Below are 14,869 nucleotides of genomic sequence, written 5' to 3'. Positions count from 1 at the left end.
GGCGCCGAGAAAGGACAAGACGAATGAGTACCCCTCAGGCCTACCAGGCCGCGGAGCAACTACTCCGCCGACCCGCCCGCCCTGGCGAACTCGTCATCGGCGACAAGGTCAGGCCGCAGTGGATCGACGGAGGCACCCGTTTCTGGTACGCGGTGAGCAATGGCGTCGGAAGGCGGTTCGTGCTGGTCGACCCGGCGGCGGGCAGCCGCAGGCCGGCCTTCGACCACGCCCGGCTCGCCGCCGCGCTTGCCACCGCCTCCGGGCAGCAGGTCGATCCTGAGGCGTTGCCGTTCAGGACCATCGAGCCGACCGGGAACGCCGTGGAGTTCGACGCGTTCGGCGAACACTGGCGCTGCCGCCTCGACAGCTACGCCTGCGAGCGGGCCGAGTTCACGCCGCCGGGTAGTCCGCTGGAGGTGCCGTCACCCGACAAGGAGGTCGCGGTGTCCCTACGGGGGTACGACCTGTGGGCACGCTCGTTGGCCGACGGCCGTGAGTGGGCACTGACCACCGACGGCGAGCCCGCGTACCAGTACGGCTCCAGCCCGGAGTGCCTCGGCAACGGCACCCTGCTACGCAAGTTCGGCCTGCCGCACCTGCCGCCCGCGGTGGCCTGGTCGCCCGACTCGACACGCGTGCTGACGCATCGGACCGATGAGCGCGGCGTCCGCGAGACCCACCTCCTGGAGGCCAGGCCCGCCGACGGGGGCGCGCCCCTCCAGCACACCCAGCGGTACGCCTACGCCGGGGACGAGGCCATGCCGCAGGCCGAGCTGGTCGTGCTGGACCTCGCCGAGGGTACGACGGTCCGCGCGCAGGCCGAGCCGCTGCTCATGCCGATGGTGTCGCCGATCATGAGCCAGTGGGCGTGGTGGGCGCCGGACGGATCGGCGGTGTACTACCTCGGTCAGCCCCGCGACCGGCGCACACTCAGCCTGCACCGCCTCGACCCGGCCACCGGCGAGGTCACCACCGTGCTCAGCGAGACCGGGGCCACCCGCGTGGAGCCCAACCAGTGGATGTACGAGCCACCGATCGTGCGGGTCCTGGCCGACGAAGTTCTGTGGTACTCGCAGCGCGACGACTGGGGTCACCTGTACCGGTACGACCTGCGCACCGGCGAGCTGCTCGGGCAGGTCACCTCCGGGCAATGGGCGGTACGGCAGATCCTGCACGTCGACGAGGCCGAGCGGGTGGTGTACTTCACCGCCTCCGGGCTGGTCGAAGCGGATCCGTACCGGCGCACGGTGTGCCGGGTCGGGCTGGACGGCTCCGGCTTCGCCAGGGTCACCGACGACGACCTGGACCACATCGTCACGGTGTCGGACACCAAGGACTACTTCGTCGACTCCGCCTCCACCGTCGACACTGCACCGGTTTCCAGCGTCCGTGACTGGGCCGGGCGGGTGCTGGTAGAGCTGGAGCGAGCCGACATCACCAAACTCACCGCCACCGGCTGGACGCCACCGGAACGGTTCCGGGTGAAGGCGGCCGACGGGGTGACGGACATCTACGGGGTGCTGTACCGGCCACGGGGGTTCGACCCCGCCGAGCGATACCCGGTGGTGGACACCGTCTACCCGGGACCGCAGGTCACCCGGGTGGCCCCGTGCTTCGACCCCGGCGGGATGGGCCTCGACGCGGAGCCCATCGCGGCGCTGGGCTTCGTGGTGGTCGCGGTGGATGGGCGAGGCACCCCGGGACGCAGCAAGCCCTTCCACGACGCCTCCTACGGGCACCTGGCCGACGCGGGCTGCCTGGCCGACCATGTCGCGGCGCTGCGACAGTTGGCCGAGAGCCGGCCGTGGATGGACCTGGACCGGGTGGGGGCGTTCGGCCACTCCGGAGGCGGGTTCGCCACAGTACGGGCGATGCTGGACTTCCCTGAGATGTACAAGGCCGGAGTCGCCCTCTCCGGCTCGCACGACGCCCGCCACTTCAGCCTGGACTTCGTGGAGGCCTATGACGGTGCGGACAACCCGGAGGCCTGGGCCCGTACCTCGAACGTGGAGATTGCCGACCGGTTGGCGGGCAAACTGCTGCTCATCCACGGCGAAATGGACGACCGGGTCCACCCGGACCATACGCTGCGGCTGGCCGACCGGCTCGTCGCCGCCGACAAGGACTTCGAACTGCTCATCGTGCCCGGGGCCGAGCACGTGTTCATCGACTGCCTGCACTATGTCCGTAAGCGTAGCTGGGACTTCCTGGTACGCGAGCTGATGGGCATCCAGCCACCCGCCTACCGTCCCGCTCCCATCGCAATCGACCCCGAGCTGCTCAGTGAGCTGTTCGCCTGAGCGCGACACCACAGACAGGTTGCCCGGCTACCTCTGGTCGACATCAAGGTTCGATCACGACCCGAAGCAGCCGCCAGGACAGCGCGGGCTGTCGTCTTCCGTAGCTCGTCCTGCCCGAGGGCGGCGTACTCCGGCACCACGTCGGTGTACGCCGCCCCGCCGGCGTTCTCGGCCATTCGCTGGCCGCTCCTCGGACATCGTTGGCCAGAATTCGAGTAGCACGCCGAGCCGCTCGGCTAACACGACGGCGGCTTCCCTGCGGTCGTAGGTACGACCCGGCTGGTCGGGTGGGAGGGGTTCGACCATACTTGTCCGCCATGGACCTGGATGAGTACCAGCGCGGCGCCCTCCGTACTGCTGCTCCACGTGACAAGAGGAACGAGCTGCTCCATCTGGTGCTCGGGCTGGTCGGCGAATCGGGTGAGATCGCCGAGAAGTTCAAGAAGTGGGTCCGAGACCTCGACAGCGACGAGTCGCGGATCGACCGGGCCGACATCGCCAAGGAACTCGGTGACGTGCTCTGGTACGTGGCGGTGCTCGCGGACTACCTCGATCTGTCGCTGGACGACATCGCGGCGGCCAACCTGGCCAAGCTGGCCAGCCGGCAGGGCCGTGGCGTGCTGGGTGGCAGCGGCGACAACCGCTGAGCCAGGGGTTCGTTGCGCTTCGTTCCCTCATCGCGGTTCCGCTGGTAGCGGGTTCTGCTGATGGCCCCCAGCCAGGGTTGTGCAATCAGGGTGACGGGATCTCGTGACTCAGCGCTGACCTGCTGTCACCAACTCGCGGTCGGGTGCCTCGAATCTGGCAGGCTCGCAAGCGGCCGGCTGGGCTGTGGCTCGCCGCTTCTTCCCGACCTCCCGCCGCTTCGCCACGATGGTGTGCATGCCGGCCAGGATCATGCCGAGCACCATTCCGGACACTGCGCCCAGTAGCGGCGAGTCGGCGAAGGCCGCGCCACCCAGCCGGCCCAGGCCGATCGCATATGCGGCCCAGGTTGCGCTTGCCAGCGCGGTGAACAGCTGGAACCGGCCCAGCGCCAGCGACACCGACCCGGACGTCATGGTCGTGGCGGTGCGCCCGTACGGGAGGAACCGGCCGACCAGGATCGCGACACCTCCGTACCGTAGAAGAGCTTGCTCCGCCTTCTCCTTGGCCACCGCCAGCCTGCCGTTCGTGACCCGGCAGCCCGCCTTCCGACCGAGCAGGTACGAGATCCGGTCACCGACCATCCCGCCGGCCGTCACGGCCGTGGCGAGCGCGACGAGGTTCGGTGAGCCGGCCGCCGACAGCGCGCCCAGACCGATCACCACGGCCTCGGACGGCATGACCGGGGCGAACCCGTCGATCGCCACGGCCGCGAAGACGATCAGGTAGAGCCAAGGCGAGGAGAGCAGCGGCATCAGGTGGTCCAGCATCGTCGTCCCCTCCGCCATCGGTCTGCTGCTTCGACCGTACGGATCATGACGACGCCACGCGATGGTGCGAGCCCGCCGATTGTGGGTGGGGATAACACCACCACAACCCGCAACGCCGCGGATGATGGTGGCGTGGTTCCGGCCGCCACTGGTGCCCACCGTGCACCGCCGGCCGTTGATGTCGACCACGTCGCACTGCACGGCCGCCTGTGACCCATGCCACAGGAATCGACCCTGGCGAGAATGTGCAATTGAAGAAATTGTCAAATGCTCACGACATCAATGTGAGCGGGGGTGCTGGCGTGTCGGTGCCGTTGTACCAGGCAAAGGCAGAGTTCTTCCGGATGCTCGGGCACCCCGTCCGCATCCGGGTTCTGGAACTGCTCGGCGAGGCCCCCACCTCCGTGAAGGATCTGCTGGCCGACACCGGGGTCGAAGCATCCAGCCTGTCGCAGCAGTTGGCCGTGCTGCGTCGGGCCGGCATCGTGGTGTCCACCCGCGCCGACGGGCAGGTGGTCTACGCCCTGGCGGGACCGGATGTGGCCGACCTGATGCGGGCGGCCCGTCGCATCCTGACCGAGATGCTCGCCGGGCGGGCTGAGCTGCGGGAGGCGCTGCTGGACTCGGATCCTGCCGCGTGAGTGCCGTGACCCGCCTGGCTCGGCTGCTGCCCGGCCGCGTCGACCTGGCCACCATCCGCCGCAGCCCTGGGCGTGACCTGCTGGCGGGCCTGACGGTGGCGATCGTCGCCCTGCCCTTGGCGCTGGGCTTCGGGGTCGCCTCCGGCTTGGGCGCCGCTGCGGGGCTGGCGACCGCGATCGTCGCGGGTGCGGTCGCGGCGGTCTTCGGCGGCTCGGACCTGCAGGTGTCCGGACCTACCGGCGCGATGACCGTGGTGCTGGTTCCGATCATGCTACGTTTCGGACCGGACGGGGTGCTCACCGTCGGCCTGCTGGCCGGGCTGCTCCTGATCGGCCTGGCGGTGACCGGGGCCGGCCGGTACGTGCGCTACGTACCGGCCCCGGTCGTGGAGGGCTTCACCGCCGGCATCGCGGCCGTGATCTTCCTCCAGCAGGTGCCCGCTGCGCTCGGCGTACCCACCCCGGAGGGTGAGAAGGTCGTCGTGGTCGCCTGGCGGGCCGTGCTGGAGTTCGCCCACCGGCCGAACTGGCCAGCCCTCGCGCTGGCCTGCGGCGTGGCGGCGGTGATGCTGGCCGGCGCCCGCTGGCGGCCCGCCATCCCGTTCTCGCTGCTGGCAGTGGCCGGCGCCGTAGTCGTGACGCACCTGGCCCGGTTGGACGTGACCCGGATCGGCGCCCTGCCGGCCACCCTGCCCGTCCCCTCCCTCGACTTCCTGAACCCGGCGACGGTGCCGGCCCTGCTCCCCTCGGCGGTGGCCGTGGCGGCCCTGGCGGCCCTGGAGAGCCTGCTGTCGGCGACCGTCGCCGACGGGATGCGGGTCGGCTCCCGCCACGACCCCGACCGGGAACTGTTCGGACAGGGCCTGGCCAACCTCGCCGCCCCGCTGTTCGGCGGAGTGCCAGCCACCGCCGCGATCGCCCGTACCGCCGTCAACGTCCGCTCCGGGGCCCGCTCCCGGCTGGCCGCTCTCAGCCACGCCGCGATTCTCGCCGTGATCATCCTGGCGGCTGCGCCAGTGGTCGCCGCAATCCCGCTAGCGGCCCTCGCCGGCGTGCTGCTGGCCACCGCGGTCCGGATGGTCGAGGTCGGCTCCCTGGCCGCCATCGGCAAAGCGTCACGCTCAGAAGCCCTGATCGCGGCTCTGACCGCCGCCGCGACCCTGGCCCTGGATCTGGTCGCCGCAGTGATCTGCGGCCTTGTGGTGGCCGGCGCCCTCGCGCTTCGCAAGATCGCCCAAGCCGCCAGGATCGAGGAGGTGCCCCTGGCCACGGGCGACCACAGCGCGGCCGAACACGCACTGCTGGCCGAGCACATCGTCGCCTACCGGATCGACGGCCCGCTGTTCTTCGCGGCCGCACACCGGTTCCTGCTGGAACTCACCGAGGTCAGCGACGTCAAGGTCGTCATCCTGCGGCTGTCGCGGATCACCACCGTCGACACCACCGGTGCCCTCGTCCTCAAGGACATCATCGAGCGCCTCGAACATCGCGGCATCACCGTCTACGCCTCCGGCGCCCGGCCCGCACACACCCGGGCCCTGACCGCCCTCAACGTCCTCGACCGCCTCGACGAAGCCGGCCGGGTGTTCCCCAGCACCCCGGAGGCCATCGCCGCCGCCCGCGCCTACCTGCACCAAACCGGCACCCTCAAACCCGTCTGAGGCAGCCACCTGGACCCCGGCCGGTCCGGCCCGTCGGCCCATCTCTCGTACGACGAGCCGGACCGGCCGGTTCGATTCCGGTCGGACGAACCGGGTTCCCAGGGCGGTAGGCGTCGAACAACCCGGTCGGCGACAGCGTGAAAGGCGGCCACCGACCGTCCCAGCCACGCGCTGTCGAATGCGCCGCCGCCGAGATCGTCGACCACCAGCAGGCCGTCGGGGGCAGCGGCTGGGTGGAGCAGCGTGGCCGCACGGTTCCGGCACCCGCACCTTCCCGGGACGGGCACGACCCGGGTCCACTTGCGAGGGCCCGGTCACCGGGGGCAATCAGGCAACCTGACCGTCGTTCCGGAGTGGTGGTTGTGCATTCCAGGTAGGGCTAGCATGTTTCGCGGATGTGCCCGGCCGGTCACCCTGACATCGTTCGAGGAGTGGATGTGTCGTACGGACTCGGCGTCGATTTGGGCACGACGTTCACTGCCGCGGCGGTCTCTGGGCCGGAGGAGACCGCGATGGTGGCGCTCGGCCCGAACTTCGTGGTGCCGTCGGTGGTACACGTGGCCGTTGACGGGACGGTCACCTCGGGCCTGGCGGCAGAGGTGGCCGGAGCGCGCGATCCGCTGCGGCTCTGCTACTGGCACAAGCGCCGGCTCGGAGACCCGACCCCGTTGGTGATCGGCGGTGCGCCGTACCCGCCGGCGGCGCTGCTGGCCGCGCAGCTTCGGGACGTCGTGGCCACCGCGACCCGGGACAAGGCCGCGCCGCCAGATTCGGTGGTGTTGACCTGTCCGGCGGTGTGGGGGCCGTATCGGCGGGAGCTGTTCGGCGAGGTACCCCGGTTGGCCGGGTTGACCGGGGTGCATGTGGTGACCGAGCCCGAGGCCGCCGCCATGCACTACTCCGCTGAGCGCCGCCTGGGCACCGGCGAGACCGTCGCCGTGTACGACCTGGGCGGCGGCACCTTCGACGCGACGATTCTGCGGGTGAGCCGGGGAGGCATGGAGATCCTCGGCACCCCCGAAGGCGTGGAACAGCTCGGCGGCATCGATTTCGATGATGCACTGCTGGCCTATGCGGACACCCAACTGGACGGCGCGGTCAGCGCGCTGGACCCCGACGATTCCGAGCACGCGGCGTTGCTGGCTGGTATCCGTATGGCGTGCGTACGGGCGAAAGAGGACCTGTCCGTCGAACCGGAGGTGTGGCTGCGGATTTCGCTACCCGACGGGCGGCGGGAGGTGCGGGTCACCCGGGCGGAGTTCAACGACATGATCCGCCCCTCCGTGGCGCTGACCATCGAGGCGCTGCGCCGCACGGCGGCCTCGGCCGGCCTGCAGTCGGCCGACTTGTCCGCGGTGCTGCTGGCCGGCGGCTCGTCGCGGATTCCGCTGATTCCGCAGATGGTCTCCGATGCCCTCGGTCGTCCGGTACGGGTCAGCCTGCACCCCAAGCACATCGTGGCGCTGGGCGCAGCGACCGCAGCCCGACGGGCAGTGCCGAAGGAATCCACGAAGCGGCGCAGCACATCGGCCGCGTCGACAGCCACCGGGGTGGGCACCGACGTCGCCGCTGCCCAGGAAGCCAGTGTGTCGGAATCCCCGGTGATACCACCCGAACCGCTCGCCGACCCGGCACCGCAGCAGGCCGCCCGGTCGCAGCCCACCGCACGGGCCCTTCACGGGCTACGTCGGGTCGGTGACAGGCTGCGCGGCACACCCCGTTGGCTGCGGCTCACCGTCGCGTGCATGGTGCTCGCCTCGGTCGCGGTCTGGGCCGTGACCCTACTGCCGCAACGCGGGCCGGCGGGTGCCACGGCCGAGGGCACCCCGACGCAAACCGCCGGCTCCGTGCTTCCCGGAGCGGGAACAGTGCCGTCCGAGAGCGGCGTACCGACCGGTGGCCCCGGGAAAGTGCCGGGACTGAAGAACATGGTGGTCTTCGACGGCACGGTGGGTGCGCCGTATCAGGCGTACGTCAGCTCGCAGAGCGACGGCTGGGCGCCCACCATGCTCGGTCCCGACCTGAGCGCGTCGAGTAGGACCGTCACGGCTGCCGCCGAGCAGGGCGGTACCCACCTTCGGGTGCGCTGGAGCGGCACCGCTCCCGCCCAGTTCTACATCCAGTCCTCCGTGGGCCGGGACATGCGCGCGTATGCCGACGCCTCGACGGCGCTGGTGTTCGATGTGGCGGTGCGTGCCGCGCCGACCGGATCGGCCACCATCGCCATGCACTGCCAGTACCCGTGCGCGGGAGAGTTGGCCCTGGGTGCCGTGCTGCGCTCGCTGTCGACGGACGCGCAGACGACGCTACGCATCCCGCTGCGGTGTTTCGTCGAACGCGGCCTGGACCTGCGCCGGGTGGACACGGTGTTCCTGGTCGGCGCGGGTGGTGCGCTTGACGTTTCCTTCTCCAACATCCGCTGGGTCGTGGGTGCCGCCGACGCCCCGGGTGCACTGTCATGCGACAGCCTGAGCTGATCGCCCAGGCGAAACCGGCCAGATACGCCGCGTCCACCGTCCGTGCCGCTGAACCCGCCCATGCCGTGACCCGTGATACCGGTACTGAGCGTGCGCGCTGGCGACCGTGATGGCCGTGGCGGCCGAAACTCGATGGAGGCAAGGGTGCTGCTCGCCCGGAGGGTGCTGCCGGCGGTGCTGGCGTTGGCGATCGTGTTCGGATTCGCCGTACCGCCCGCCCAAGCGAACCTGGACAACGTCAAGTACAGCATCGTCGCGGCGAATGCCCAGGGGCAGCCGGAGACCCTGGAGGAGATCGCCGAGCGGGTACTGGGTGACCGGAAACGGGCCGCCGACATCTACAAGCTGAACGTCGGCCGGCAGCAGCCTGGCGGCGGTGCGTTGGCCGCCGGAGGCGCGCCGCGGGTCGGGTGGGTGCTCGTACTGCCCTGGGATGCGGTCGGCCCGGGTGTCGTGTACGGCGAACTGCCCGCTACCGCCGGTTCCTCGCCGTCCGTGAGCGCCTCCGCCGTACCGGACCCGAGCCGCCCGCCAGCTGCGGTTCCGCGTTGTACGGTCAGTCAGGCAGCTGACGGTGACCCACAGCCGTGGGCACAACTGCGGTTGCAGGCCGACCGGGCGTGGCCGTACGCGAAGGGTGCCGGGGTGCTGGTCGCTGTCGTGGACACCGGGGCCGACGCCAGGCTGTCCGCGTTGCGGGGCCACCTGACCGTGGGTGCCGACACGACCACGGGTACCGGGCGGGGCGACGTCGACTGCAATGGCAGTGGCACCGCCATGGCCGGCCTCATCGTGGGCCGGTCCGAGCGCGATGCATCGGTTGCCGGCATGGCGCCGGATGCGACCGTCATGCCGATCCGGGTGGTGGCCGGCGACGGTGCCTCCCAACCGAACAACCAGGCCGCCGCGATCCGGCTCGCGGTCTCCGGCGGCGCCCGGGTCATCGCATTCGGATCCTACGTGGACGTGAACGCGCCCGAGGTCGTCTCGGCCATCGGGGAAGCAACAGCACGCGACGTGGTCGTGGTCGTCCCGGCGACCACCTCCGGCACCGCCCCGGCCACCGGGGCGGCGACTTCGTCTGGGCCGGTCGCGCCGCAGGTGCTGCGGGTCGGCGGGATCGGCGAGGACGGGAAGCTGACCGGCGGGTACCTGCGCGGCGGCGTCGACGTGCTGGCCCCGGCGGTGCGGGTACTGAGCGTGGGGATCAACGGCGCCGCGTTCTCCGGCACGGGCATCCAGTACGCCGTGGCGCTGGTGGCTGGTGAGGTGGCCCTGGTCCGCTCCCGGTACCCGCACCTGGCCGCCGCCGGGGTGGTGCACCGGGTGAAGCTGACCGCACAGCCGGCCAGCACCACGTTGCCGGACCCGACGACAGGTTGGGGAATCCTCGACCCGTACAACGCGGTCACCCGCAACATCCCCGCCGAGCAACAGGAAAACGTACCGGAGACCGGACAGGGCGTGTCCGTCACCTGGATCGCCCTGCTGGTCCTGTTCCTCTCGTTCGCTGTGGCCGTGGTGGCCATGGTCACCCCGCGGCTGCTCCGCGTGGTTCGCCACCGCCGGAGACGGACCACACCGGACGGGGCCGCCCCCATGACCGACGAGCCCCAGCCGCTAGGAGACCGACCATGAAAATTGCGGGAAGGCGATGGGTCGTTCGTAACGCACTGGCCGTGGCGCTGGTCGTCGGGCTGCTGACGTCCGGGTTCGTGCTTGTCGGGACGAGTGTGGGTCGGGCCGACAGCAAGCCGCTGCCCGGCGTACCGGTGGCGGTCGCCGACCAGGTGGTGCTGGCCACCGCTGGCGGGTCGTGTCCGGCGCTCGGGATGGCGAAGCTGTCCGGGCAGATCATGGCCGAGTCGGGGTTCGACCAGGATGGCGTCGGCCGGGGCGGCGGGCAGGGTCTGGCCCGCCTGACGGACGCGGAGTGGGATGCCTGGAAACCGTCGCAGACGGCCACGCGTACGGACCGGGCGGCGAACATCCTGGCGCTGGCCCACCTGATGTGTGACCTGGTCGGCCAGCTCCGGGTGTTGAAGGTCCCCGGTGATCCGTGGCAGCTGTCGCTGGCGGCGTTCCACTCCGGACTACCGGCCGTCAACCGGGACAGGGGGATCCCCGAGGCTGCCCGCGACTATGTGGAGCGGGTGATCCGGCATGCATCCTGGTACGCCCTCTCGCCGGATGGCAGTGGTCTGCCCCAGCCGTCCCCGTCGCTGACCCTCGTGCTGCCCGCCACCACCCAGCCGTCCCCAACTCCGACCCGCGCGCTGCCCACCCCTTCCGCAGCACCCGCCCCCACGGCCAAGCCGAGCACGCCCGCCCGCACTTCACCGACCAGGTCCGTGACGCCGGCGAAGGCGTCGCCCAGCCCGACCAAGCGCACCACGCCGGGGCTGGGCAGCGGCGGGGGGCTGTACAACGACGAGTTCCATGCTTGCCTGAGCGCCAACCGTGCGTTGGATGGTACTCATCTGATCATGGCTCGCTGCGACGCTTCGGCTCCGCAGCGTTGGCGGGCGATGTCCGACGGGACCATCCGTTCGGTCGGCCTGTGCATGGACGCCGCAAACGCCTCGACCGCCAACTGGACGCCCGTGCAGGTGGCGGTGTGCAGCGGCAACCCGGCCCAGCAGTTCAAGTTGAACAGCGATGGCCACATCTACAGCTCTTATGCTGACAAGTGCGTGAACATCCATTACGACTCGACCAGGAAGACTACGTCGGTCGTGCTGTTCACCTGCCTGAAGCAGACGAACCAGTTGTTCCGCGTCCGGCAGCAGTGACGTGTCCGGCAGCAGTGGCGTGTCCGGCAGCAGTGGCGTGTCCGGCAGCAGTGGCGTGTCCGGCCCGACCTCCGCGCCGCGGCGCGGAGGTCGGGCCGGCACGAGCTGGTCCTGGCCGGTCAGCCCATCGTGATCCTGCTGACGTCGGGGGCGCGAGCCTGGGACGGAGAGGTGGTGACGGCGGAGCTGATTGCAGCCTTCCCGCTGGTCGTCAGGCCCCCCGGCCGAGCCGCACCAATAGCCCCGAGCAGCTTCGGCGCGACGAGAAACAGCAGCACCAGCAGGAGCGTGACGGCCACGATGATCACGGATACCAGCAAGCGCCGTGATCGCCACGGGCCACCCGGCGGCTGTGTTCGACCGCCGTGTCCACCTCCGGTGTTCCGACGTGTCGGCGGCATGGACGGTGGCCGACCGCGTGTGGGCGTGGCCGTCGCGGCGGGCGTAGTCGCCGTCGCGGTGGAGGTGGCGGTGCGCCGACCGGGCCGACGGGTGCTCCGGCGGGCGATGGCGTCGGCACCGAGCATGGCGGCGCCCAGTGCGACCGCGTGCTTCGGGTGGGTGTTGATGAGGATCGGCCGCCGCAGCGTGTTCCGCAGCAACCGGGTCACCCACGGGATCTGCGAAGAGCCGCCGACCAGCAGGACGGCGGTGAGGTCCTGCGGGGTGATGCCGGAGAGGACCAGGGTCCGCCGGAACGCCTCGACGGTCGTGTCCAGAGCCGGCGTGATCATCTGCTCGAACGTGTCCCGGCCGACGGTCACGTGCCGGACGCCGGCCGGCAGCCAGACCGTGACGTCCGCCTGTGGCCGGGTGGACAGCGCCTCCTTGGCCAGGGTGCACTCGCGGTGCAGGGCGGCCAGCAGTGGCGCGGTGCCCGGGTCGGTCGGGTCCAGCTTCGTGACCGCCCCGCCCAGTTGGCGATCGACCTGGTCCAGGATGGCCTGGTCGAAGTCGGTGCCGCCGAGCCACTCGATGCCCTCCGGGTTACCGACGATCTCCAGCCCGTCCCGGCCGTTGCGAACCACTGCGCTGTCGAAGGTCCCCCCGCCCAGGTCGTATACGGCGAGCAGGCCGGCCGGCGGCAGCGGGTGGGTGGAGCAGTAGTAGGTGGCTGCGGCCACCGGCTCCGTCGTGGTCACCACGGTCGGGCCGGCGGTGTCCGACCCTGGTTGTGGCAGGCCAGCCAGGTGGGAGATAGCGGCGAAATGCTCCTGCCGGTACGCCCCCCACACGGCCGGGTGGGTCAGCACGACGTGGTCGGGTGGGGCGTCCCGGTCCTCGATCACCGTGTCGAGGATGGACCGGAGCTGGGCGGCCATCAGAGCGGCGGGGGAGTACGGCGATCCGCCGAGGATCATCGGGGTGGGGTCGCCGAGGCGGCGCTTGAACTCGCGCGCCACCCGGGCCGGGTCAGCCAGGCCGAGGCGGTCGGCCGCTTCGCCGGTCAGCAGCCCGGCCTTGTCGTCGAGGTACGCCACCGAGGGGGTCACCGTCGCCTGGCCGCTGAGGCGGACCATTTCCAGGGTCCCGGCCTGCCCGACCGCCGCTGCGGCGAAGCTCGTGCCCAGGTCTATGCCGACGCTGTACACTCACGACCCCCTTGCCCGGACAGCCGGTTGCTTGCAAGCGATTATCCTCGGTCCGATAATCATGATCGTCCGGGCGGCACCAGCACGATACGCGTTCCGACGGTTCATGAGATCGCATGCAGTGGCATCGGGAGACAGCCATGGATGTTGTGGTGGCCGATGACGGCGCGCTGTTCCGGGAAGGGCTGCAACTGCTGCTGGGCGCCGCAGGCCAGCGGGTGGTGGGCTGCGTGGAGGACGGCGACAAGCTACTCGACCTGCTGGAACGCGTGCCGGCCGAGGTGGCCATCATGGACATCCGGATGCCGCCCGGGTTGGATGGTGGGCTGATCACCGCCCAGCGTGTCCGGGCGCGATACCCCGACATGGGGTTGCTGTTGCTCTCGCAGCATGCCGAGGCCCACTATCTGTACCGGTTGCTGGAGATCGGGACGAAGCGGATCGGGTACCGCCTCAAGGACCAGGTCGCCGGGGTCGCCGTGCTGGCCGATACGCTGGTCCGCATCGCCGCGGGGGAACTGGTGATCGAACCGAGCCTGGCGGCAAACCTGGTGGACCGGTCGAGCGCCCGCGGCCAGGGTCCGCTGGCGGACCTCACCGACCGGGAGCGAGGCGTGCTGCGCCTCATGGCCGAGGGCCGCTCGAACGGCGGGATCGCCGCAGAGCTGTACCTGTCCGTCAAGTCGGTCGAAAAGCATATTGCGAGCATCTTCACCAAGCTGGGCCTCTCCACCGAGCCCGCCGCGCACCACCGGCGGGTGCTGGCGGTGCTGACCTACCTGCGGTCGAGCCGGACGGCGGGCTGACGACGTGGCCGGTGGCGAGCCGGCTCCGGTCGGGCCGTTCGCGGTGCTGGCCCGGATGGCCGATACCAGCGTCGGTGGCGCGGTCGGACCCGAGGACCCGTTGGGTGGGTACCGGCCGGTGCTACAGGAGTTGCTGGGCGACCTCGGCAGGGGCTGTGGGGTGCGGTACGCGGCGCTCTGGTTGCCGGCGGGCCCAGATCGTCCATCGTGGGCCCCGGCCGTCGTGTGGCGGACCGGTTCCGGGGCACCGGACCTGCTCCTGACCGATCCTGTCGGTGACCCTGATCTGCTGCTGACCGTGCCGGATGTGGTCGCCACGACGGATGCGACCGACGGCGGAGCCCGGTACGGCGTCCTGGTGCTGGCCCACCGGGAACGGATCGGCCCGCTGCCGGTGCCGGCGCGGACGCTGGGAATGGCGGCGCTCTGTGTCGGGCTGCTGCTGCGCCGGGCGCGGAATCGGGGGGAGGCCGTCGCCGCGCAGGAACGGGCCGGTCGAGCGGTCCGGCGAGTCGGCGTCGCCCGTCTGGAACTGGCCACGGTGCAGGCCGTGGAGCGTGACCGCCTCGCCGCCGCCGTGACGGCCACACCGGACCGGCAGTTGCGGGCGATCCTGGCCGAGGCCGGTGCTTTGGAGCAGGCGCTACACGCCGGTTCGCCGGACGCGGCGGCCATTGCCGCCACCATCCGTTCGGAACTGAGCGGGATGATCGAGCAGTTCCGTGCCCTGGTCCGCGGCGTGTATCCGCAGGTGCTGCGCGGCGTCGGGGTGCGCGCGGCGCTGGAGGAACTCGTCGGGGTGCTCGGCGTGCCGGTGGACTTCCACGGCGATCTGGGCCGGCGGGAGAGTTGGGAGATCGAGTCGGGTCTGTACCAGGCCGCCGCGCCAGCCGTTGCCGCGCTGGGACTCGGCGGCGGGGCCCAGCCGGTACGGGTCGAGCTGATCCGCACCAGCGCCGCCCTGGCGATCCGGGCGGGGCGGTCCGGTGTCGAGCCGGCCCGGGTGGCCGTGGCGCTGCGGGACGACGCTCGGCGCTTGGCGGCGCTCGGCGGACGACTACACGTGGAACGGGCATCGGACATCGCCGGAACCGTGGTGGACATCCGGCTTCCGCTGCGGCTGGACGGGGACTGGTCACCGCCGGCGCAGGTCGGCGCGTCGCCGCCGCACGTGCCCGCCGCAGC

11 protein-coding genes are annotated in these 14,869 nt (G+C 71.0%); 9 read left to right on the top strand and 2 right to left on the bottom strand.

Features of this window, described 5'->3' with window-relative positions:
- Positions 1 to 23: 23 nt before the first annotated feature.
- Positions 24 to 2,300 (top strand): S9 family peptidase, encoded by a 2,277-nt coding sequence (locus tag ACFQ4H_RS21055; protein ID WP_377572862.1) that lies wholly within the window; start codon positions 24 to 26, stop codon positions 2,298 to 2,300.
- A gap of 317 nt (positions 2,301 to 2,617) precedes the next feature.
- Positions 2,618 to 2,947 carry a nucleoside triphosphate pyrophosphohydrolase family protein gene (locus ACFQ4H_RS21050; RefSeq protein ID WP_377572860.1) on the top strand — a complete coding sequence of 110 codons (330 nt, stop codon included), beginning with the start codon at positions 2,618 to 2,620 and terminating at the stop codon, positions 2,945 to 2,947.
- 108 nt (positions 2,948 to 3,055) lie between these two features.
- On the opposite strand, the gene ACFQ4H_RS21045 is transcribed toward ACFQ4H_RS21050, so the two are convergent.
- Positions 3,056 to 3,733, bottom strand: a complete 678-nt coding sequence (locus tag ACFQ4H_RS21045; protein ID WP_377572858.1) for a DedA family protein — start codon at positions 3,731 to 3,733, stop codon at positions 3,056 to 3,058.
- A 284-nt stretch (positions 3,734 to 4,017) separates the two neighbouring features.
- On the opposite strand from ACFQ4H_RS21045, the gene ACFQ4H_RS21040 reads away from it, so the two are divergent.
- From ACFQ4H_RS21040 to ACFQ4H_RS21020, 5 genes are all read left to right on the top strand, one after another.
- Entirely contained in the window at positions 4,018 to 4,356 is a 339-nt protein-coding gene (locus ACFQ4H_RS21040; protein WP_377572856.1) for an ArsR/SmtB family transcription factor, read from the top strand.
- Entirely contained in the window at positions 4,353 to 6,017 is a 1,665-nt protein-coding gene (locus ACFQ4H_RS21035) for a SulP family inorganic anion transporter (protein ID WP_377572855.1), read from the top strand. Before ACFQ4H_RS21040 ends, ACFQ4H_RS21035 begins: the two co-directional genes overlap by 4 nt.
- 437 nt (positions 6,018 to 6,454) lie before the next feature.
- The gene (locus ACFQ4H_RS21030; protein ID WP_377572853.1) at positions 6,455 to 8,494 is read left to right on the top strand and encodes an Hsp70 family protein; all 2,040 of its coding nucleotides are present in this window, start codon (positions 6,455 to 6,457) and stop codon (positions 8,492 to 8,494) included.
- Between the two features lie 144 nt (positions 8,495 to 8,638).
- On the top strand, positions 8,639 to 10,132 hold the full coding sequence (locus tag ACFQ4H_RS21025) for a S8 family serine peptidase (RefSeq protein WP_377572852.1): 1,494 nt from the start codon (positions 8,639 to 8,641) through the stop codon (positions 10,130 to 10,132).
- Complete coding sequence (locus ACFQ4H_RS21020; protein ID WP_377572851.1) at positions 10,129 to 11,286, top strand: ricin-type beta-trefoil lectin domain protein; 1,158 nt, start codon at positions 10,129 to 10,131, stop codon at positions 11,284 to 11,286. The genes ACFQ4H_RS21025 and ACFQ4H_RS21020 overlap by 4 nt, the downstream gene beginning before the upstream one ends.
- A gap of 119 nt (positions 11,287 to 11,405) precedes the next feature.
- Here the strand turns inward: ACFQ4H_RS21020 and ACFQ4H_RS21015 are convergent, their stop codons facing one another.
- Positions 11,406 to 12,878, bottom strand: a complete 1,473-nt coding sequence (locus ACFQ4H_RS21015; RefSeq protein WP_377572849.1) for an Hsp70 family protein — start codon at positions 12,876 to 12,878, stop codon at positions 11,406 to 11,408.
- Positions 12,879 to 13,018: 140 nt separating this feature from the next.
- Here ACFQ4H_RS21015 and ACFQ4H_RS21010 point away from each other — a divergent pair, with 140 nt between their 5' ends.
- Positions 13,019 to 13,684, top strand: a complete 666-nt coding sequence (locus ACFQ4H_RS21010) for a LuxR C-terminal-related transcriptional regulator (protein WP_377572847.1) — start codon at positions 13,019 to 13,021, stop codon at positions 13,682 to 13,684.
- A 4-nt stretch (positions 13,685 to 13,688) separates the two neighbouring features.
- Positions 13,689 to 14,869, top strand: a 1,181-nt coding sequence (locus tag ACFQ4H_RS21005; protein WP_377572845.1) for a sensor histidine kinase, incomplete at its 3' end; no start/stop codon positions are given.

Source organism: Micromonospora sonneratiae, assembly GCF_042679305.1.
In the GTDB taxonomy this organism is placed as follows: domain Bacteria; phylum Actinomycetota; class Actinomycetes; order Mycobacteriales; family Micromonosporaceae; genus Micromonospora_H; species Micromonospora_H sonneratiae.
This window is presented reverse-complemented; position numbering and strand designations above follow the sequence as displayed.